General features: G+C 72.1%; 21 protein-coding genes. 19 read left to right on the top strand and 2 right to left on the bottom strand.

Annotation, left to right across the window (positions count from 1 at the left end; translation table 11 throughout):
• Nucleotide 1: 1 nt before the first annotated feature.
• From rplO to glmM, 15 genes are all read left to right on the top strand, one after another.
• Nucleotides 2-490: a 50S ribosomal protein L15 gene (gene rplO / locus RE027_RS08160; protein WP_368807755.1), complete on the top strand. Its 489-nt coding sequence runs from the start codon at nucleotides 2-4 to the stop codon at nucleotides 488-490.
• Between the two features lie 261 nt (nucleotides 491-751).
• Entirely contained in the window at nucleotides 752-2,062 is a 1,311-nt protein-coding gene (gene secY / locus RE027_RS08155; protein ID WP_368807754.1) for a preprotein translocase subunit SecY, read from the top strand.
• A gap of 73 nt (nucleotides 2,063-2,135) precedes the next feature.
• Nucleotides 2,136-2,699, top strand: coding sequence for an adenylate kinase (locus RE027_RS08150; RefSeq protein WP_368807753.1), 564 nt, complete (start codon nucleotides 2,136-2,138; stop codon nucleotides 2,697-2,699).
• Nucleotides 2,700-2,816: 117 nt separating this feature from the next.
• Complete coding sequence (map, locus tag RE027_RS08145) at nucleotides 2,817-3,653, top strand: type I methionyl aminopeptidase (protein WP_368807752.1); 837 nt, start codon at nucleotides 2,817-2,819, stop codon at nucleotides 3,651-3,653.
• A 44-nt stretch (nucleotides 3,654-3,697) separates the two neighbouring features.
• Nucleotides 3,698-4,885 (top strand): dual-specificity RNA methyltransferase RlmN, encoded by a 1,188-nt coding sequence (gene rlmN, locus RE027_RS08140; RefSeq protein WP_387920964.1) that lies wholly within the window; start codon nucleotides 3,698-3,700, stop codon nucleotides 4,883-4,885.
• Between the two features lie 260 nt (nucleotides 4,886-5,145).
• Entirely contained in the window at nucleotides 5,146-5,367 is a 222-nt protein-coding gene (gene infA, locus RE027_RS08135; RefSeq protein ID WP_017833319.1) for a translation initiation factor IF-1, read from the top strand.
• A gap of 55 nt (nucleotides 5,368-5,422) precedes the next feature.
• Nucleotides 5,423-5,536 (top strand): 50S ribosomal protein L36, encoded by a 114-nt coding sequence (gene rpmJ, locus RE027_RS08130; RefSeq protein ID WP_017833320.1) that lies wholly within the window; start codon nucleotides 5,423-5,425, stop codon nucleotides 5,534-5,536.
• A gap of 169 nt (nucleotides 5,537-5,705) precedes the next feature.
• Complete coding sequence (gene rpsM / locus RE027_RS08125) at nucleotides 5,706-6,074, top strand: 30S ribosomal protein S13 (RefSeq protein WP_368807751.1); 369 nt, start codon at nucleotides 5,706-5,708, stop codon at nucleotides 6,072-6,074.
• Nucleotides 6,075-6,168: 94 nt separating this feature from the next.
• Nucleotides 6,169-6,573: a 30S ribosomal protein S11 gene (rpsK, locus tag RE027_RS08120; RefSeq protein ID WP_368807750.1), complete on the top strand. Its 405-nt coding sequence runs from the start codon at nucleotides 6,169-6,171 to the stop codon at nucleotides 6,571-6,573.
• Nucleotides 6,574-6,712: 139 nt separating this feature from the next.
• Nucleotides 6,713-7,720: a DNA-directed RNA polymerase subunit alpha gene (locus tag RE027_RS08115; protein ID WP_368807749.1), complete on the top strand. Its 1,008-nt coding sequence runs from the start codon at nucleotides 6,713-6,715 to the stop codon at nucleotides 7,718-7,720.
• Between the two features lie 67 nt (nucleotides 7,721-7,787).
• Nucleotides 7,788-8,549, top strand: coding sequence for a 50S ribosomal protein L17, sunset domain variant (gene rplQ / locus RE027_RS08110; protein ID WP_368807748.1), 762 nt, complete (start codon nucleotides 7,788-7,790; stop codon nucleotides 8,547-8,549).
• Between the two features lie 134 nt (nucleotides 8,550-8,683).
• Nucleotides 8,684-9,589, top strand: coding sequence for a tRNA pseudouridine(38-40) synthase TruA (truA, locus tag RE027_RS08105; RefSeq protein WP_368807747.1), 906 nt, complete (start codon nucleotides 8,684-8,686; stop codon nucleotides 9,587-9,589).
• A gap of 260 nt (nucleotides 9,590-9,849) precedes the next feature.
• Complete coding sequence (gene rplM, locus RE027_RS08100) at nucleotides 9,850-10,293, top strand: 50S ribosomal protein L13 (protein ID WP_062734945.1); 444 nt, start codon at nucleotides 9,850-9,852, stop codon at nucleotides 10,291-10,293.
• A 33-nt stretch (nucleotides 10,294-10,326) separates the two neighbouring features.
• Nucleotides 10,327-10,833, top strand: coding sequence for a 30S ribosomal protein S9 (gene rpsI, locus RE027_RS08095; protein ID WP_368807746.1), 507 nt, complete (start codon nucleotides 10,327-10,329; stop codon nucleotides 10,831-10,833).
• 134 nt (nucleotides 10,834-10,967) lie between these two features.
• Nucleotides 10,968-12,323 (top strand): phosphoglucosamine mutase, encoded by a 1,356-nt coding sequence (gene glmM / locus RE027_RS08090; protein ID WP_368807745.1) that lies wholly within the window; start codon nucleotides 10,968-10,970, stop codon nucleotides 12,321-12,323.
• A gap of 245 nt (nucleotides 12,324-12,568) precedes the next feature.
• Here glmM and RE027_RS08085 read toward each other — a convergent pair whose 3' ends face one another.
• The gene (locus tag RE027_RS08085) at nucleotides 12,569-13,411 is read right to left on the bottom strand and encodes a M15 family metallopeptidase (RefSeq protein WP_368807744.1); all 843 of its coding nucleotides are present in this window, start codon (nucleotides 13,409-13,411) and stop codon (nucleotides 12,569-12,571) included.
• Complete coding sequence (gene coaA, locus RE027_RS08080; RefSeq protein ID WP_368807743.1) at nucleotides 13,411-14,367, bottom strand: type I pantothenate kinase; 957 nt, start codon at nucleotides 14,365-14,367, stop codon at nucleotides 13,411-13,413. Before coaA ends, RE027_RS08085 begins: the two co-directional genes overlap by 1 nt.
• Nucleotides 14,368-14,542: 175 nt before the next feature.
• Here coaA and RE027_RS08075 point away from each other — a divergent pair, with 175 nt between their 5' ends.
• The 4 genes from RE027_RS08075 to RE027_RS08060 all read left to right on the top strand — a co-directional run bounded on the left by RE027_RS08075 (nucleotide 14,543) and on the right by RE027_RS08060 (nucleotide 20,801).
• Nucleotides 14,543-16,639: a PTS mannitol transporter subunit IICBA gene (locus RE027_RS08075; protein ID WP_387920907.1), complete on the top strand. Its 2,097-nt coding sequence runs from the start codon at nucleotides 14,543-14,545 to the stop codon at nucleotides 16,637-16,639.
• 231 nt (nucleotides 16,640-16,870) lie between these two features.
• Entirely contained in the window at nucleotides 16,871-18,763 is a 1,893-nt protein-coding gene (gene glmS, locus RE027_RS08070; RefSeq protein WP_368807742.1) for a glutamine--fructose-6-phosphate transaminase (isomerizing), read from the top strand.
• 95 nt (nucleotides 18,764-18,858) lie between these two features.
• Complete coding sequence (locus RE027_RS08065; RefSeq protein WP_368807741.1) at nucleotides 18,859-19,242, top strand: holo-ACP synthase; 384 nt, start codon at nucleotides 18,859-18,861, stop codon at nucleotides 19,240-19,242.
• The gene (locus tag RE027_RS08060; RefSeq protein ID WP_368807740.1) at nucleotides 19,239-20,801 is read left to right on the top strand and encodes an NAD(P)H-hydrate epimerase; all 1,563 of its coding nucleotides are present in this window, start codon (nucleotides 19,239-19,241) and stop codon (nucleotides 20,799-20,801) included. Before RE027_RS08065 ends, RE027_RS08060 begins: the two co-directional genes overlap by 4 nt.
• The last annotated feature ends 10 nt before the right edge of the window (nucleotides 20,802-20,811 follow it).

Raw genomic sequence — 20,811 nt, 5'->3', positions numbered from 1 at the left:
CATGGCAGAGAACACTGCTGAGAACACCACTCAGAGCAACGAGAAGGTGCACGCCCTCAAGGTGCACCACCTGCGTCCGGCCCCGGGCGCGAAGACGGCCAAGACCCGCGTGGGTCGCGGTCAGGGCTCCAAGGGCAAGACCGCCGGCCGTGGCACCAAGGGCACCAGTGCCCGGTACCAGGTCAAGGCGGGCTTCGCCGGCGGCCAGCTGCCGCTGCACATGCGCCTGCCCAAGCTGCGCGGGTTCAAGAACCCGTTCCGCGTGGAGTACCAGGTCGTCAACCTCGACAAGCTCTCCGAGCTCTACCCGGAGGGCGGCGAGGTGAGCGTGGAGTCGCTCGTGGCCCGCGGTGCGGTCCGCAAGAACCAGCCCGTCAAGGTCCTGGGCTCCGGCGACATCGCGGTCGCGGTGGACGTGAAGGCGCACGCCTTCTCCGGTTCCGCCGCCGAGAAGATCGCCGCCGCCGGCGGCAGCACCACCGCGCTGTGAGCGCGGGCCGCGGGGCCGGGCACGCCCGGCCCCGCGGCGCACGGACCAGGCCCCGTCCACGCCAGCGTGGGCGGGGCCTGACCCGTTGACGGACCCGTGCCCGCGGCTCGACGCGCCCCGTCGCGGAAGTCCCGGGCGCGACGCGTTCGCTAGACTTGCCGGAGTCGTCCGTGCCCGCCCGCGCGCGGACGGGGACCGCACCCCGGCCCCACCCCACCCCCGCGGCCGGACGCCGGTCGGACCCAGTCTCTAGGAGGACATGTGCTCAGCGCTTTCGGACGGGCGTTGCGAACGCCCGACCTGCGACGCAAGCTGGGGTTCACGCTCGCCCTCATCGTGCTCTACCGTCTGGGCACGTTCATCCCGGCCCCGGGCGTCGACTACGGCAACGTGCAGCAGTGCCTCGCCCTCGGCACCACCACCGGCGGCGTCTACGACATGGTGAACCTCTTCAGCGGCGGCGCCCTGCTGCAGCTGTCGGTCTTCGCGCTCGGCGTCATGCCGTACATCACGGCGAGCATCATCGTGCAGCTGCTGCGCGTGGTCATCCCGCGCTTCCAGGAGCTGCACGAGGAGGGCGCGCAGGGCCAGACCCAGCTCACCCAGTACACCCGCTACCTCACGATCGGGCTGGCGCTGCTCAACGCGACCACGGTCGTCTCCCTGGCCCGCTCGGGCGCCCTGCTGGGCGACTGCCCCCTGCCGATCATCCCCAACGACACGGTGCTGACCATCGTCATCATGATCATCACGATGACCGCGGGCACCGCCATCATCATGTGGCTGGGGGAGCGGATCACGGAGAAGGGCGTGGGCAACGGCATGTCCCTGCTGATCTTCACCTCGATCGCCGCGACCTTCCCCTCCGCCCTGGGCGACATCCTGCGGACCAAGGGCTGGGGGGTGTTCCTCACCGTCCTGGCCGTGGGCCTCGTGGTGATCACCTGCGTGGTCTTCGTGGAGCAGTCCCAGCGCCGGGTGCCCGTGCAGTACGCCAAGCGGATGGTCGGCCGGCGCACGATCGGCGGCACCACCACCTACATCCCGCTCAAGGTCAACATGGCCGGCGTCATCCCCATCATCTTCGCGTCCTCGATGCTGATGCTGCCCGGCATGCTCGCCCAGTTCGGCATGCCCGACGACGGCTCGGACATCCCCGGCTGGGTCAACTGGATCAACACCTACCTCGTCTCCGGCGACCACCCCGTGTACATGGTCATGTACTTCATGATGATCGTGTTCTTCACGTACTTCTACGTGTCGATCACGTTCAACCCGGAGGAGGTCTCCAACAACATGAAGCGCTACGGCGGCTTCATCCCGGGCATCCGGGCGGGCCGTCCCACGGAGAAGTACCTGCAGTACGTGCTGACCCGGATCACCTTCCCCGGGGCCCTGTACCTCGGCATCGTGTCGATGATCCCGCTCGTGGCGCTCGTGCTGGTGAACGCCAACCAGAACTTCCCGTTCGGCGGGCCGTCCCTGCTGATCATGGTGGGCGTGGGTCTCGACACCGTGAAGCAGATCGAGGCGCAGCTGCAGCAGCGCAACTACGAGGGCCTGCTGCGCTGAGCCCGGCCCCCGGGCGCCGGGGGAGCGCCCGGTAGACTGGGCCCGCACCCACCACCGACAGCAAGGAGACCTCATGACCCGCATGCTCATCATCGGCCCCCCGGGCGCAGGCAAGGGGACCCAGGCCGTGCGCATCTCGGAGAAGCTGGGCGTGCCGGCCATCTCCACCGGTGACATCTTCCGGGCCAACATCAAGGGGCAGACGGCCCTGGGCCAGGAGGCCAAGGGCTACATCGACGCCGGCGACCTCGTGCCGGACTCGGTGACCAACCGGATGGTGCGCGACCGCCTGGCCGAGACGGACACCGCCGACGGCTTCCTGCTCGACGGGTACCCGCGCAACGCCGCGCAGGTCGAGGAGCTCGACGCCATCCTCGCGGAGCTGGGCCAGGAGCTCGACGTCGTGCTGAAGCTGACCGCCGACCGCGACGAGCTCGTGCAGCGGCTCCTCGGGCGGGCCCGGAAGGAGGGCCGCACCGACGACACGGAGGACGTCATCCGGCACCGCCTCGACGTCTACGACGCGGAGACCGCCGCCGTCGTGGACCTCTACGACCAGCGCGGGATCGTCCGCGAGGTCGACGGGCTGGGCAGCGTCGACGAGGTCTCCGAGCGGATCATGACGGCGCTGCCCTGACAGGGCCGTCCCCACCACGAACGCCGTGACACCCCCGGACACCCCCGGGGGTCTCACGTTTAACCCACCACCGCCGCGAGCTCCCCGTCCGGGGGAGCGGCTCGGAAGGAAGACCGCATGTTCGGCCGCCGCCGGATCGAGTACAAGACCAACGCCCAGCTGCGCGCCATGCAGCGCGCCGGGGTGGTGACCTCCCGCGCCCTCGACGCCGCCGTGGCGGCCGCCGTGCCCGGGGTGACCACCGCGTCCCTCGACGACGTGTTCCGCTCCGTCCTCGAGGAGCACGGGGCCACCTCCAACTTCCTCGGCTACTACGGCTATCCGGCCACGGTGTGCGTGTCCGTCAACGACGTGGTCGTCCACGGCATCCCGGGGGAGCAGGTGCTGCAGGAGGGGGACATCCTCTCCGTCGACGGCGGCGCGATCGTCGACGGCTGGCACGGCGACTCGGCGCGCACGGTGCTGCTCGGCCGGCCCGACCCCGCGGACGAGGAGCTGTCCGAGATCACCCGCCAGGCCATGTGGCGGGGCATCGCCGCCGCGGCCACCTGCACGCACGTGGGCGACATCGGGGCGGCCGTGGAGGACCACGTGCGGTCGGTCTCCGGGCACCGGTTCGGGATCCTCGAGGAGTACGTGGGCCACGGCATCGGCTCGAAGATGCACATGGCGCCCGACGTCCTGAACTTCCGCAGCACCGACCGCGGCCCCCGGCTGCGCGCCGGGATGGCCCTGGCCATCGAGCCCATGCTCGTGCGCGGAGGGATCGGCACCCGGGTGCTCGACGACGACTGGACCGTGGTCACCACCGACGGGGGCCGCTCCAGCCAGTGGGAGCACTCCGTGGCGCTGCACGCCGAGGGCCTGTGGGTGCTCACGGCCGAGGACGGCGGGGCCTCCGAGCTCGCGCCCCTCGGCGTCACTCCCGTCCCGATCCCGGAGGACCGCCCGTGAACCGGCAGACCGACCCCGACCCGCGACCCCGTGAGGAGGCCCCCGTGGCCCAGGCACCGCAGGAGAACGCCCCGACCAGCACATCGACCCGCACCCCCGTCGAGCTCACCGTCCGCCCGAAGCCGGGGCAGCTGACCTTCACGGCCCCGCGCCGCGGCAAGCCGCCGAAGCACCTCGCCGACTTCGACCTCGCCGGCCGCCGCGAGTTCCTCGCGGAGCTCGGGCACAAGCCCTTCCGTGCGGGGCAGCTCTCCCGGCACTACTTCGACCGGCTCGCCTCGGCCCCCGAGGACATGACCGACCTGCCCGCCGCGGGGCGGGAGGAGCTGGTGGCGCAGGCCCTCCCCACCCTGCTCACCTCCGTGCGCACCCTCGAGGCCGACCAGGGCGCGACGGTCAAGAGCGTGCACCGGCTCTTCGACGGCGCGATGGTCGAGTCGGTGCTGATGCGCTACACCAACCGGGTGACCATGTGCATCTCCTCGCAGGCGGGGTGCGGGATGAACTGCCCCTTCTGCGCCACCGGGCAGGCCGGGCTGACCCGCAACCTGTCGACCGCGGAGATGGTGGAGCAGGTGGTCCAGGGCGCCCGGCTGCTGCGCGGGGGCCGGGTGGGCGCGGCCGAGCAGGAACCGCTGCGGGTCTCCAACATCGTGTTCATGGGCATGGGGGAGGCGCTGGCCAACTACAAGGCCACGCTGGGGGCCGTGCACCGGCTGGTCGACCCCTCGCCCGAGGGCCTGGGCATCTCCGCGCGCGGCATCACCATGTCCACCGTGGGCCTGGTGCCCGGGATCCGGAAGTTCACCCGGGAGAAGCTGCCCGTGACCCTGGCCCTGTCCCTGCACGCCCCGGACGACGAGCTGCGCGACGACCTGATCCCCATCAACACCCGGTGGAAGGTCGACGAGGCGCTCGACGCCGCCCGCGAGTACTACGACGTCACCGGCCGGCGGGTGTCCATCGAGTACGCCCTGATCCGCGACATCAACGACCAGGGCTGGCGCGCGGACCTGCTGGGGGAGAAGCTCAACGCCCGCGGTGCCGGCTGGGTGCACGTCAACCCCATCCCGCTCAACCCGACCCCCGGTTCCAAGTGGACCGCGTCCCGGCCGGGTGTGGAGCAGAACTTCGTGGAGCGACTGCGCGCCCACGGCATCCCCACGACCGTGCGCGACACCCGCGGCTCCGACATCGACGGGGCCTGCGGGCAGCTCGCCGCCGTGGTCTGAGGACCGTCGACCGGCGCCGTCGGGCACCCGCCCCGAGGGGGCGTCCCCCGCGTTGCGGGAGACGCCCCCGATCACGTAGAGTGTTCTGTTGGTTGTCTGTGCTCTAGCGATTCCGCACTCATCGGACCACGCCGACCCTCACCGTGCACCACGAACGGTGATGGTGCACGCGTACAGGTCCGCAGCGGCGTTTAACGACGATGTACACCCGAAACCCTGCCCGCCGCCCCGGCGGAGGGCACCAGAAGTTAGCGGAGGATATGGCCAAGAAAGACGGAGTCATCGAGATCGAAGGCACTGTGGTCGAGGCTCTGCCCAACGCGATGTTCCGCGTTGAGCTGAACAACGGTCACCTTGTTCTCGCCCACATCTCCGGCAAGATGCGTCAGCACTACATCCGGATCCTCCCCGAGGACCGCGTGGTGGTGGAGCTGAGCCCGTACGACCTCACCCGCGGTCGTATCGTCTACCGCTACAAGTAGGACCGGCGGCCGTCCGGGCCGCACCCCACTCGAGAGAACGACGCGAAGGAATGCGATGAAGGTCCAACCGAGCGTGAAGCCGATCTGCGACAAGTGCAAGGTGATCCGCCGCAACGGGCGGGTCATGGTGATCTGCGAGAACCCGCGCCACAAACAGCGTCAGGGCTGACCAGCCCCGACCACCCACGCAAGTGGATCCACTCAGGCACCGCTCCCGACCGGAGAGATCCAGGCGGGTGCCCCCGGCACAGAGGCCGGGGACCGGCGGACGGACATGACGTCACCGACCGGACAGCGATGCTCCAGACCTCTGGAACACCACAAGGAGAACCGCCGATATGGCTCGTCTCGCAGGCGTCGACCTTCCCCGTGAGAAGCGGCTGGAAGTCGCACTCACCTACATCTACGGCGTGGGTCGCACCCGCGCGCTCGCCACCCTCGGTGCCACCGGCATCTCGGGCGACCTGCGCGTGCGCGAACTCACCGATGCCCAGCTCGTGGAGCTGCGCGACTACATCGAGGACAACTACAAGGTTGAGGGTGACCTCCGCCGCGAGGTGGCCGCCGACATCCGCCGCAAGGTCGAGATCGGCAGCTACCAGGGCATCCGGCACCGCCGCGGCCTGCCGGTGCACGGTCAGCGCACCAAGACCAACGCCCGCACCCGCAAGGGCCCGAAGCGCACGGTCGCCGGCAAGAAGAAGTAGCCCGTTGCCGCTCGCGCGCCAGGACCCCACGGTCCCCCGAGCGGCCCACCACCACTCTTCACTGCTCTTCCTGAAAACTTTGTAGGAGAATTCCATGCCCCCGAAGACTCGCGCAGCGGCTTCCCGCAAGCCTCGCCGCAAGGACAAGAAGAACGTCACCCAGGGCCACGCCCACATCAAGTCGACGTTCAACAACACCATCGTCACCATCACCGACCCCAACGGCGCCGTCCTCTCCTGGTCCTCCGCCGGGGAGATGGGGTTCAAGGGCTCTCGCAAGTCCACCCCGTTCGCCGCCCAGATGGCCGCCGAGGCCGCCGCCAAGCGCGCGCAGGAGCACGGCGTGCGCAAGGTCGACGTGTTCGTCAAGGGCCCGGGCTCCGGGCGCGAGACCGCCATCCGCTCCCTGCAGGCCACCGGCCTCGAGGTCGGCTCCATCTCGGACGTCACCCCGAGCGCGCACAACGGTTGCCGCCCGCCGAAGCGCCGCCGCGTCTGATGCGAGCGTGCCCACCGGGACCCCTCCACGGGGCCCGGTGGGCACGCCCACTCCGGACCGGGCACCGGTCCGCACCCATCAACTGTTTTCCACCATTTGCGCGCGTCATATAGCGGATGCCCGCTGAAAGGAAACATCAGTGCTCATCGCACAGCGCCCCACCCTCTCCGAAGAGGTCGTGGCCGACAACCGGTCCCGCTTCGTGATCGAACCGCTCGAGCCCGGCTTCGGCTACACCCTCGGCAACTCCCTCCGCCGCACGCTCCTCTCCTCGATCCCCGGTGCTGCCGTGACCAGCATCCGGCTCGACGGGGTGCTCCACGAGTTCTCCACCGTGGAGGGCGTGAAGGAGGACGTCACCGAGATCATCCTCAACGTCAAGAAGCTCGCCGTGTCCTCGGAGCAGGACGAGCCCGTCGTCGCCTACCTGCGCAAGCAGGGCCCGGGCGTCGTGACCGCCGCGGACATCACGGCTCCGGCCGGTGTGGAGATCCACAACCCGGACCTGCACATCGCCACGCTCAACGCGAAGGGCCAGCTCGAGCTCGAGCTGACCATCGAGCGCGGCCGCGGGTACGTCTCCGCCGCCCAGAACAAGGCGGGGGACGCGGAGATCGGCCGCATCCCGGTCGACTCGATCTACTCGCCGGTGCTCAAGGTGACCTTTCGCGTGGAGGCCACCCGCGTGGAGCAGCGCACCGACTTCGACAAGCTGGTCATCGACGTGGAGACCAAGGAGGCCATCACCCCGCGTGACGCCGTGGCCTCCGCCGGCACCACCCTGGTCGAGCTGTTCGGCCTGGCCCGGGAGCTCAACACGGCCGCCGAGGGCATCGAGATCGGCCCCTCGCCGACCGACGCCGCGATGGCCGCCGACATGGCGCTGCCCATCGAGGACCTCGAGCTCACCGTGCGGTCCTACAACTGCCTCAAGCGCGAGGGCATCCACTCCGTGGGCGAGCTCGTCGGCCGGTCCGAGGCGGACCTGATGGACATCCGCAACTTCGGCGCGAAGTCGATCGACGAGGTCAAGGCCAAGCTCGTCGACCTCGGCCTGTCCCTCAAGGACTCGCCTCCCGGTTTCGACCTCGCCGCTCGCGCCGCCGCGATCGACGACGAGAACCCGTTCGACGACGACGACCACTAGTCCTTCCCGCTGAAGTCCCACCGGCCGCCCGGCACGGACGGGACGAATTTCCAGGAGATCAACAACCATGCCTACTCCCACCAAGGGACCCCGCCTCGGAGGCGGCCCCGCCCACGAGCGCCTGATGCTGGCGAACCTGTCCCAGCAGCTGTTCGAGCACAAGCGCATCACCACCACCGTGACCAAGGCGAAGCGGATGCGTCCCTACGCCGAGCGGCTGATCACCTTCGCCAAGCGCGGTGACCTGGCGGCCCGTCGGCGCGTGCTGGCCCAGCTGACGGACAAGTCCGTGGTGCACGAGCTGTTCACCACCATCGCCTCGGCGATGGAGGACCGCAACGGCGGCTACACCCGCATCACCAAGATCGGCAACCGCAAGGGCGACAACGCCCCCATGGCCGTCATCGAGCTCGTGATGGAGCCCGTCGCGACCAAGGCCACCGTGGCCGAGGCCGAGCGCGCCACCGCGAAGGCCGCCCCGGCCCCCGCCGCCCCGGTCGACACCCCGGCGGACAGCACCGCCGCCGAGGTCGCCGCCGAGGAGATCCCCGCCGAGGAGCAGGCCCCCGAGGTCGGCTCCGAGCAGGCCGCCGAGGTCGCCGCCGAGAACGCCGAGGCCGAGTTCCCCGGTTCGCACGCTCCCCTGGAGTCGGGCGAGACCCCCGAGGGCTTCGAGATCAAGGGCAACCGGAACTCGATGAAGTACCACGTGCCCGGTTCGCGCTGGTACGCGGGCACCACCGCCGAGATCTGGTTCGACTCCCCGGCGAACGCCGAGGCCGCCGGCTTCCAGCCGGCCGGTGGCTCCGCCGCGCAGAAGCTGCGCTGACCGGCAGCCGTCCGGACGAACACCGTGCACGCCGCCGGGGACCTGGTCCCCGGCGGCGTTGCCGTGCCCGGCCCCGCCGGCCCTTCCCCGAACCCGAACCCGAACCCGAACCCGAACCCGAACAGGAGCCTCCCATGACCGCGCCCGAGCCCGCCGTGCGCGTGCGGATCGACCTGGCCTACGACGGAGCGCCGTTCTCCGGGTGGGCCCGCCAACCGGGCCTGCCGACCGTCCAGGGGTCCCTGGAGGAGGCCCTCGCGGTGCTGGTGCGCCGCGACGTGCGGGTCGTGGTGGCCGGCCGCACCGACACCGGCGTCCACGCACGCGGCCAGGTCGTGCACCTGGACCTCGCACCGGAGGAGTGGCGCGGGCTCGCCCGCGGCCGGGAGGAGGACCCGGGGGCGTCGCTCGGGCGGCGCCTCACCGGGGCGCTGGCGCACGTGCTGGGCGGGGGGCGCCGCGCGCAGGGCCTGCCCGAGTGCCCGGGGGCGATCGTCGTGCACCGGGCCGGTGCCGCGCCGGCGGGCTTCGACGCCCGGTTCTCCGCCGTCTCCCGCCGCTACAGCTACCGGATCGACGACGGCGCCGGGGGCCGCGACCCGCTGACCCGGCACCTGACCTGGTGGACGAAGGACGTGCTGGACGCCGGGGTCATGGCCGAGGCCGTCCAGGAGCTGGTGGGCCTGCACGACTTCCTCTCCTTCTGCCGTCCCCGCGAGGGCGCCACCACGGTGCGGAAGGTCCTGGACGTCTCCGTGGAGCGCGACCGGAACGGGCTCGTGGTGCTCGGCATCGAGGCGGACGCGTTCTGCCACCACATGGTCCGCTCCGTCGTGGGCGCCGCGGCGCGCGTGGGGGCCGGGCGCGAGGACGGCGACTGGCTCGGGCGCCGCCTGGCGGAGCGGGTCCGCGACGCCCGGGTGCTCATGGCCCCGCCGCACGGTCTCGTCCTGGAGCAGGTCCGCTACCCCGGCGACACCGCACTGGGGGAGCGGGCGCAGCGCACGCGGGCCCTGCGGGACCCGGTGCACCGGGATTGACCGGCGCATCCTCCGGGTGTATGCCCGGAGTGGTCTTTGGCCGCCCGATCCGGTAACGTGGGGTGCTGTTGTGCGTGTCCCGCCTCGGTTCACGTGTACCCGGATCCGCCGTCCCGTTGCAGGACACATGGCGCTCCGGTGCACCGGGGTCTCGGGCACCGGATGCAGCTCGGTCCTCACCCGAGCCCCGGAAGGCACACCGAGAAACGGCGTGATCCCAACTAGCGCCACCGAGAGAACCCGAACGAAGGCAAACTAACGTGCGTACGTACACCCCGAAGCCCGGTGACATTCAGCGCCAGTGGCACGTCATCGATGCCACCGACGTCGTCCTGGGTCGTCTTGCCAGCCAGACCGCAACGCTGCTGCGCGGAAAGCACAAGCCGACCTTTGCTCCCCACGTGGACGCCGGTGATTTCGTCATCATCATCAACGCCGAGAAGGTGGCCCTGACCGGCTCCAAGCTCGAGAAGAAGCGGGCCTACCGCCACTCCGGCTACCCGGGCGGGCTGAAGTCCACCTCCTACGCCGAGCTGCTGGAGAAGAACCCGGTCCGCGCCGTGGAGAAGGCCATCCGTGGCATGCTCCCGAAGAACAAGCTGGCCGCCCAGCAGATGTCCAAGCTCAAGGTCTACGCCGGCCCGGAGCACCCGCACGGTGCCCAGCAGCCGCAGACCTTCGAGTTCACCCAGGTCGCCCAGTAATCGGGCCTACGACAGAAACTAGCGAGGAGAATCGTGGCTCAGAATACTGAAGAGCAGAACACCGTGGACGGCGAGGAGCAGCTGAACAGCTACACCTCCGAGTCCGCCCCCGCCGCGGAGACCGCCGTCGCCGTCGAGCGCCCGGCCCTGACCGTCTCCGGCCAGGCCGTCGGCCGCCGCAAGGAGGCCGTCGCCCGCGTGCGCGTCGTTCCCGGCTCCGGCCAGTGGACCATCAACGGCCGCACCCTGGAGAACTACTTCCCGAACAAGCTGCACCAGCAGGAGGTCAACGACCCCTTCCGGCTGCTGGAGCTCGAGGGCGCCTACGACGTCATCGCCCGCATCCACGGCGGTGGCGCCTCCGGCCAGGCCGGCGCGCTGCGCCACGGCGTGGCCCGTGCCCTGAACGAGATCGACCTCGAGAACAACCGGGCCACCCTCAAGAAGGCCGGCTTCCTCACCCGTGACCCCCGTGTCATCGAGCGCAAGAAGGCCGGTCTCAAGAAGGCCCGCAAGGCCCCGCAGTACTCCAAGCGCTGATCGTCGGGCCCACCGGCCCGCACGCCCAGCCCCACGGACCCCGTCCGCTCCGGTGCACACCGGCCGCGGACGGGGTCCGTGCGTTTGCGCCCGCCTTCCGACGTGCACGGCGACGGGAACGTAGTATGAGGTCGATGTCTAGATTATTCGGAACGGACGGCGTGCGCGGACTCGCGAACGACCTCCTCACAGCCAACATGACCCTGGACCTGGCCCAGGCGGCCGCCATCGTGCTGGGCCACGGCCACGCCCCCGAGGGACGGCGTCCCACCGCGGTCGTCGCCCGGGACGGGCGCGCGAGCGGCGAGTTCATCGGCGCGGCCGTCTCCGCCGGCCTCGCCGGCTCGGGCGTGGACGTCCACGACGCCGGGGTCCTGCCCACGCCCGCACTGGCCTACCTCGTCGCGGACCTGGACGCCGACTTCGGGGTGATGATCTCCGCCTCGCACAACGCGGCCCCGGACAACGGGATCAAGTTCCTGGCCCACGGCGGGAGGAAGCTGCCGGACCGCGTGGAGGACGAGATCCAGCAGGTCTTCGAAGCCGGCCGGTTCCGGCGCCCCACCGGCGCCGAGGTGGGCCGGATCAGCTTCCTGGCCGACGCGGAGGACCGCTACGTCCTGCACCTGGTGGGGGCGATCCCGCGGCGGCTGGACGGGATGAGCGTCGTCCTGGACTGCGCCAACGGCGCGGCCAGCGGGGTCTCCCCGGACGCCTTCCGGGACGCGGGCGCCACCGTGCACGTCATCGGGGCCGAGCCCGACGGGCTCAACATCAACGACGGCTGCGGCTCCACCCACCTGGACCCGCTCCGCCGGGCCGTCGTCGAGGTCGGGGCCGATCTCGGGATCGCCCACGACGGCGACGCCGACCGCTGCCTCGCCGTCGACGCCTCCGGCCAGGAGGTGGACGGCGACCAGATCATGGCGATCATCGCGCTGGCCATGAAGGAGGCCGGCCGGCTCGTCGACGACACGCTGGTGGCCACCGTGATGAGCAACCTCGGGCTCAAGCTCGCCCTGCGCGAGGCGGGCATCGACGTGCGCGAGACCGCGGTGGGGGACCGCTACGTCCTCGAGACGATGACCGAGCACGGCTACAACCTGGGCGGGGAGCAGTCCGGCCACGTGATCATGTCCGACTACGCCACCACGGGGGACGGCCTGCTGACCGGGCTCATGCTGGCCTCGCGCGTGGCGCAGACCGGCGTGCCGCTGGCCGAGCTCGCCCGGGTCATGACCCGCCTGCCCCAGGTGCTGCTCAACGTCCGCGGCGTGGACCGCACCGCGGTGGGGTCCAACCCCGCCGTCCGCTCGGCCGTCGCGGAGGTCGAGCAGCGCCTCGGCGAGACCGGCCGGGTGCTGCTGCGCCCCTCGGGGACCGAGCCCGTGGTCCGCGTCATGGTGGAGGCGGCCTCCCTGGAGTCCGCCGAGGCCGAGACGCAGTACCTCGCCTCGGTCGTGGAGCGCGAGCTCGCCCTGACCGTCTGAGCCTCCCGGCCCGGACCGGGCCGGCACCGCCGGAGGCGCACACCGTGGTGCGGGCCTCCGGCGTTCCCCCGTCCGGGGCCAGGCGCGGCCTCGCGCGGCGCGGCACGGACGTCCGCCGGCAGCCGGACCTGCACGTCGGCGCCCTCCCGGCGGAAATCGGTGAGCTTCTCCGCCGGCTCACCGCAGGCTGCGCGCCGGTGCGGCCCGGCAGCTCCCCGGCGGCCGCTCCGTGGCCGGGGCCCGGATCAGCGCGGGGCTGGGGTTCCGTAGTCGGGGGCCGGGCCCAGCCCGGAGAACTCCTCCAGGGTCGCGGCGCCCGAGCGCACGAACTCCTGCGCGCGCCCGGGACCGAGGTAGCGCAGGTGCCACGGCTCGTACCAGTAGCCGGTGGTGGCCTCCTCGCCCCACGGATAGCGCACGACGAAGCCGTGCTCGGGCCCGTGCTCGGCCACCCACGCGGCGGCGGACGTCCCGGCGAAGCACACCTGCAGGTCGCACCCGCCGCCCTCGCCGACGTCCACGGCCAGACCCGTCTGGTGCTCCGAGTGGCCCGGCCGGGCGGAGACGGCGTCCGCGGCCCCGGCGCCCTTCTGCGCGACCCACCCGGCATAGGTCTGCGACTGCTCCGCCCAGGAGCGGTAGCCCGACACGATCCGGATCGGCACGCCGTCCGCCCGGGCCGCCGCGAGCATCCCGCGGGCGGCCGCTGCGGCCTCGGGCCGCAGCCGGTGCCCCTCGACGTCCTCGAGGACCGGCGGGGCCCAGTGCGGCGGGGAGAGGGGCCGGCGCTTGTTGACCACGACGGCCAGGGAGGCGGGATCGTCCAGGTCCGGCGGGCGGGACGGGGCGGGTCCGTCCGCGGGCGCCGTCGGAGCCGTGCCGCCGGCGGGCGGATCGCCGGCGGCTGCGGCGCCGGAGGGTGCAGCGCCGGACGACGGGGTCCCGGACGGCGCGGTGCCGGAGGGGACGGTGGAAGGGCTCTCCCGGGCCGGGTCGGGCGGGGCGGAGCCCGGCCCGGAGCCCGGCGCGCACCCGCCGAGCAGCACGGCGACGACGAGCAGGAGCGCGCTGCGCCGGGGGGCGTCCATCAGTTCTTGCGCAGCAGCACGCGTCGGATCGAGTGGTCGGACTCCTTGGAGAGGATCAGCCGGGCGCGGCCGCGGGTCGGCTGCACGTTCTCGATGAGGTTGGGCTCGTTGATCCGCCGCCAGATGCCGGTGGCGGTGGCCACCGCCTCCGCGTCGGAGAGGTCGGCGTAGCGGTGGAAGTAGGAACCGGGGTCGGCGAAGGCCGAGTAGCGCAGGGCCTGGAAGCGCTCCACGTACCACCGCTCGACGTCCGAGGGCCGGGCGTCCACGTAGATGGAAAAGTCGAAGAAGTCGCTCAGCGCCAGCGCGGCCCGGTCCCCGGGGCCGACCTTCGCGGGGGCGAGCACGTTGAGCCCCTCGATGATCACGACGTCCGGGCGGGTGACCACGACCTCCTCGCCGGGCACGATGTCGTAGCTGTGGTGCGAGTACTTCGGGGCGCGCACGTCGGGGGCGCCCGACTTGATCTTCGCGACGAACCGGAGCAGGGCACGGCGGTCGTAGGACTCGGGGAAGCCCTTGCGGTCCATGAGCCCGCGGCGCTGCAGCTCGGCATTGGGGTGGAGGAACCCGTCCGTGGTGATGAGCTGGACGTTCGGGGTGGAGGGCCACCGGGACAGCAGCTCCCGCAGCAGGCGGGCGGTGGTGGACTTGCCGGCGGCCACGGAGCCCGCGATGCCGATCACGAACGGCGTCCGGGCGTGCTCCTCCCCGAGGAACGCGTTCGTCGAGGCGTTGAGCCGGTTGGAGGACTCGTCGTAGAGGGTGAGCAGCCGCGAGAGCGGCAGGTACACCTCACGGACCTCTGCGACGTCGAGCCGGTCGCCGAGGCCGCGCAGGTTCTCGATCTCCTGGGAGGTGAGAGGAACGTCGATCTCGTGGGAGAGCCTCGACCAGGTCTGCCGGTCGAGCTCCACGAAGGGCGATGTGCGTTCGCTCAGCGTAGATGCGGTCATCGACCACAGTCTAGACCGCGGCGGGTCAGGGGCCGCGGCCCGGAGACAGTGAGCGTACTCAGGTGTAGATTTGGCCACGATCCGGCATTCCATGTGGAACAGCTCACAGTTCCCGCGGGGCGCGTGCGCTCCGCGGGGAGCGAGCACCACCTCTCCCGACAACGAGGACAGCACCATGGCCACGGCAACGACCACAGGAACGACAACACCACCGGCGGGCGGCCGGTCGCAGGCGGCCCGGGCGCACGTGCAGCGGTTCGGGACGTTCCTGTCGGGCATGATCATGCCCAACATCGGGGCGTTCATCGCGTGGGGCCTGATCACGGCCCTGTTCATCGAGACGAGCCCCTTCCTGCCCTTCGGCCCGATCGGGGGCTTCGGCGAGGACGCCGAGGGCGTCCCGTACACGGGGCTCGTCGGGCCGATGATCACCTATCTGCTGCCGTTGCTGATCGCCTACACCGGCGGACGGATGATCTACGACGTGCGCGGTGGAGTGGTCGGGGCCATCGCCACGGCCGGGGTGATCGTGGGAGCGGGCATTCCGATGTTCATCGGGGCGATGATCATGGGCCCGCTCACGGCCTGGCTGATGAAGAAGATCGACGGCATCTGGGACGGGAAGATCAAGCCCGGCTTCGAGATGCTGGTGAACAACTTCTCGGCCGGCATCTTCGGAGCGGCGATGGCGATCGTCGGGTTCTTCGTGGTGGGCCCGGCGGTGACGGTGTTCTCCAACGCCGCGGCGCGGGTCGTGGACTTCCTGGTCGCCAACAACCTGCTGCCGCTGACCTCGATCCTGATCGAGCCGGCGAAGGTGCTGTTCCTCAACAACGCGATCAACCACGGGATCCTCACCCCGCTGGGCACGACCCAGGCCCTCGAGCAGGGCAAGTCGATCCTGTTCCTGCTGGAGGCCAATCCCGGCCCGGGGCTGGGGATCCTGCTCGCCTACATGGTCTTCGGCCGCGGCACCGCCCGGGCCTCGGCCCCGGGCGCGGCGCTGATCCACTTCGTGGGCGGCATCCACGAGATCTACTTCCCCTACGTGCTGATGAAGCCGGCGCTGATCCTGGCCGTGATCGCCGGTGGCGCCTCGGGCGTGCTGACCTTCACGGTGCTGGGGGCGGGGCTGCAGGCTCCGGCGGCGCCGGGGTCGATCATCGCCCTGATGGCCCAGACCCCGCCGGCGGTGGGCAATTACCTGGGGGTGCTGTCCGGTGTGGCGATCGCCACGGTGGTGACGTTCCTGGTGGCGGCGGTGATCCTGAAGGCCTCCAAGGACAAGGGCGAGGGCGATCTCGCGGAGGCCACCACCCGGATGGAGACCATGAAGGGCAAGAAGTCCTCCGTCTCCTCCGCCATCGTGGGCACCAGCGGCGGCGCCGACAGCGGCGGCGACAGCGCCCGGGCGCTGGCCGAGGGCGGGCCGGTGCGCCACATCGTGTTCGCCTGCGACGCCGGGATGGGGTCCTCCGCGATGGGGGCCTCGGTGCTGCGCAACAAGGTGAAGGCAGCCGGTTTCAGCGACGTCAAGGTCACGAACGCGGCGATCGCCAACCTCACCGACGACTTCGACATCGTGGTGACCCACCAGGACCTGGCGACCCGCGCCCGGCCGAAGGTGCCCAGCGCCTCGGTCGTGACGGTGGACAACTTCATGGGCAGCCCCCGCTACGAGGAGATCGTGGAGGCCGTCCAGCAGCGCAACGGCGCCACCGTCCCCGCCGGCGGCGCTCCGGCGGAGGGGAGCGCCGCTGCCGGCGCCGGCACCGCAGCCGCCGCCGCGACCGGCGGACCCGCGGCGGACGGGGACGCGGGCGACGTGGCGGAGCCCTCCGGGGCGATCCTGACCACGGAGCGGATCGTGATGGACGGCGGTGCGCAGAACGCCGAGCAGGCCATCGACGAGGCCGGCGGCCTGCTCGTGGCGGCCGGCGCCGTCACCGACGCGTACGTGGCCTCGATGCACGAGCGCGAGCAGTCGGTGTCCACGTTCATGGGCAACGGCCTGGCCATCCCGCACGGCACCAACGCCGCGAAGGACAGCATCCGCTCCTCGGCCCTGTCGGTGGTCCGCTACCCGGACGGGCTGGACTGGAACGGCAAGCCCGTCACCTGGGTGATCGGCATCGCCGGCAAGGACAACGAGCACCTCGCGATCCTGTCCCGGGTCGCGAAGATCTTCGGCAACAAGGAGAAGGTGCGGCAGTTGGACGAGGCGAGGACCGCGGACGAGGTGCTCGAGCTGCTCGGGAAGGTCAACGACTGACGCGGTGCCCCCCCCCCCCCCCCGGCGCGGGGGCGGCGCCGGCCCGGTCCCTCCTGCTCGACGGCCGACGGGCCCCCGGACCGTCCGGGGGCCCGTCGGCCGTCCCGCGGGGACCGCCGGGCCGCGCCGGGGCCCGTGCCGCAGAGCGGCGGCCGCCCCCGGGAAACAGGTGCGTCCGCCGCCGGTCCGGCGTGCCCGGACGCCACGGATCCATGCGGTACCCTGAAGCGCATGTGTGGAATCGTTGGATATGTGGGCCCCTCCTCCCAGCTCGCGGACGAGCGCGGCACCGCCGCCGGGCACGACGCCCTGGACGTCCTCGTGGAAGGACTGCGGCGCCTCGAGTACCGCGGCTACGACTCGGCCGGGGTCGCCGTGATCTCCGACGGCACCGTCGGCTTCCGCAAGAAGGCCGGCAAGCTGCTCAACCTCGAGCAGGAGCTGGGCGAGCACCCGCTGCCGCGCTCCACCACGGGGATCGGCCACACCCGCTGGGCCACCCACGGCGGCCCGTCCGACCTCAACGCCCACCCGCACGTCGTCGACGGCGGCCGGCTGGCCGTGATCCACAACGGCATCATCGAGAACTTCGCCGAGATCAAGCGCGAGCTCGTCGAGAAGGGCCACGAGTTCCTCTCGGAGACCGACACCGAGGTCGCCGCCGTGCTGCTGGCGGACACCTACAACGACCTCGGGGACCAGGACCTCACCGCCGCCATGCAGGTCGCCTCCCGCCGGCTGGAGGGCGCGTTCACGCTCCTCGCCGTGCACGTGGACCACCCCGGGCGCGTGGTCGCCGCCCGCCGCAACTCCCCGCTGGTGCTCGGACTGGGCGAGGGCGAGAACTTCCTGGGCTCCGACGTCTCCGGGTTCATCGACTACACCCGCAGCGCCGTGGAACTGGGCCAGGACCAGGTCGTGTCCATCACGGCCGACGGGTACGAGATCACCGACTTCCACGGCAACCGGGCGGAGGGCAAGCCCTTCGAGGTGCTGTGGGACGCGGCCGCCGCCGAGAAGGGCGGCTTCCCCTCCTTCATGGAGAAGGAGATCAACGAGCAGCCCATGGCCGTCGAGCAGACCCTCATGGGCCGCACGGACCCGGACGGCAACCTGGTCCTGGACGAGCTGAAGATCGACGAGTCCGTGCTCCGCTCGGTGGACAAGATCGTCGTCGTCGCGTGCGGCACGGCCGCCTATGCGGGACAGGTCGCCCGCTACGCGATCGAGCACTGGTGCCGGATCCCCACCGAGGTGGAGCTGGCCCACGAGTTCCGCTACCGCGACCCCATCGTCAACGAGCGCACCCTGGTGGTCGCCCTGTCCCAGTCCGGCGAGACCATGGACACCCTCATGGCGGTCCGGCACGCCCAGGAGCAGGGGGCCAAGGTCGTGGCGATCTGCAACACCAACGGCTCCACCATCCCGCGCGAGGCCGACGCCGCGCTCTACACGCACGCCGGGCCCGAGATCGCGGTGGCCTCCACCAAGGCGTTCCTGGCCCAGATCACCGCCGCCTACCTCCTGGGGCTCTACCTCGCCCAGCTGCGCGGCAACAAGTATAAGGACGAGATCGCGGGCATCCTGGCCGAGCTCGAGACCATGCCCGCCAAGATCCAGCAGGTCATCGACGCCCAGGGCGCCGTCAAGGACCTCGCACAGTCGATGAAGGACGCGGCCTCCGTGCTCTTCCTGGGCCGCCACGTCGGCTTCCCGGTGGCCCTGGAGGGCGCCCTGAAGCTCAAGGAGATCGCCTACATCCACGCCGAGGGCTTCGCCGCCGGCGAGCTCAAGCACGGCCCGATCGCCCTGATCGAGGAGGGGCAGCCGGTCTTCGTGATCGTGCCCTCCCCGCGGGGGCGCGACTCGCTGCACGCGAAGGTCGTCTCCAACATCCAGGAGATCCGCGCCCGCGGCGCGGTGACCATCGTCATCGCCGAGGAGGGGGACGAGGCCGTCGCCGACTACGCGAACCACGTCTTCCGCGTCCCGCAGTCCCCGACGCTGCTCCAGCCGCTGCTGACCACGGTGCCGCTGCAGATCTTCGCGTGCGAGCTCGCCACCGCGAAGGGCTACGACGTGGACCAGCCGCGCAACCTCGCGAAGTCCGTCACCGTCGAGTAGCCCCTCCCCGTCGAGCAGCCCGACGGCCCGCCGTCCCGATCGCCCGGGGCGGCGGGCCGTCGGGGGCCGCGGCCGGGTGTGGCTAGGGTGGGGGCATGATCATCGGCACCGGCATCGACGTGGTGGACATCGCCCGCTTCGAGGAGCAGATCGCCCGCACCCCCGGCCTCGTGGCCCGGCTGTTCACCCCGCTCGAGCGGGACCTGCACGTCCGGTCGCTGGCCGCGCGCTTCGCCGCGAAGGAGGCGGCGGCCAAGGCGCTCAAGGCCCCACCGGGGATGATCTGGCAGCACTGCTGGATCGAGAAGGACCCCTCGGGGGCCCCGGTGCTGTGCACCGAGGGGACGGTCGCGGACGAGGCGCGCCGGCAGGGCATCGACCGGTGGCACCTGACCATGACCCACGACGGCGGGATCGCGATGGCCATGGTCATCGCCGAGCGCACCGGGGAGCCCGCCGCGGACGGGGGCACGGCATGATCGCGGCGTACACGGGCGCGCAGGTCCGCGCCGCCGAGGCGCCCTTCCTCGAGCGGGGCGAGGGACCCGCCCTGATGCGACGGGCCGCCCACGGGCTCGCCCTGGCTTGCGCGGAGCGCCTGCGCGCCCGCCGGGGCCGGGTCGCCGGCGCACGGGTGGTGGTGCTGGCCGGGACTGGCAACAACGGCGGGGACGGCCTGTGGGCCGGGGCGGAGCTCGCCCGGCGCGGGGCGGCGGTGCTGGCCGTGGCGGTCGGGGACCGGCTGCACCCGGAGGGCGCCGCGGCGCTCACTGCGGCGGGCGGGCGCGTCCTGTCCCTGGCGGACGCCCGCGCGGACGAGGGGCCCGAGCGCGTGCTCGGCGCCGACCTGGTGCTCGACGCCGTGCTCGGCACCGGCGCCCGGGGCGGGCTGCGCGGGGCCGCCGAGGAGCTGGTCCGGACGGTCCTGGACCGGTGGCCGGACGAGGGCGCCCCGCTCGTCGTGGCGTGCGACGTGCCCTCGGGGGTCTCGGCCGACACGGGCGCGGTCTCCGGGCCGGTCCTGCCCGCGGACGTGACGGTGACCTTCGGCGGCGCGAAGGCCGGGCTGTTCCTGCCCCCGGGCGAGCGGTCCTGCGGCGAGGTGCGCACCGTGCGCATCGGCATCGAGGACGCCCTGACCGGGCCCGCGCTGCGCCGCCTCGAGCCCGGCGACGTCGCGGCGCTGTGGCCCCGGCCGGGAGCGGCGTCGCACAAGTACTCCCGGGGCGTGGTCGGCGTCGTGGCCGGCTCGCCCACCTACCCCGGTGCCGCCCTGATGTGCGCCCGCGCCGCCGTGGACGCCGGCGCCGGCATGGTCCGCCACCTCGGCGACGCCGGGACCCGCCGGCTCGTGTGCCTCACCAGCCCGGAGGTCGTCGCCTCCGAGGAGCACCCCGACGACGTCCACGTCCAGGCGTGGGTCGTGGGCCCCGGCGCCGTGGGCGACCCCGCCCAGGAGTCCCGGATCGACGCCGTCCTCGCCGGCGGGCTGCCCGCCGTCGTCGACGCCGGTGCGCTCACGGCCGCGGCCCGGGCCGCGGCCGACGGGGCGCTGGGGCCGGGGAAGGTGCTCACCCCGCACGCCGGGGAGCTCGAGCAGGTCCTCGCCTGGCTGGCGGCGCTGCGCGGGGTCGGGGACGCCCCCGACCGCGCCGCGATCGAGGCGGAGCCCGCCCGGTGGGCGCGCGCGGCGGCGGAGGCCACCGGCGCCGTCGTCGTGCTCAAGGGAGCCACCACGCTCGTGGCCGCTCCCGACGGCACGCTGCTCGCCCAGGCGGACGGGAGCCCCTGGCTGGCCACGGCCGGCAGCGGGGACACCCTCGCGGGGGTCATGGGCGCGGCGCTCGCGGGCTGCGCCGAGAACCCGGACGCCTTCGCCGCGGCCGGGGACTGGGCCTGCGGGGACACCCGCCTCGCGGTGGCGGCCGCGCTCGCCGTGGCCGTCCACGGCCGCGCGTCCCGGGTGGACGGGCTCGGGCCCGTCCCGCCGACGGTCCTGGCCGGCAATGTCCGGCGCGTGCTGCGTTCCGGCTCCTGACAGGGGTGCC

The sequence above is a fragment of the Kocuria sabuli genome (genome assembly GCF_040981185.1).
In the GTDB taxonomy this organism is placed as follows: Bacteria; Actinomycetota; Actinomycetes; order Actinomycetales; family Micrococcaceae; genus Kocuria; species Kocuria sabuli.
The sequence above is the reverse complement of the archived record's forward strand: the minus strand, read 5'-3'. Positions and strand labels throughout refer to the sequence as shown.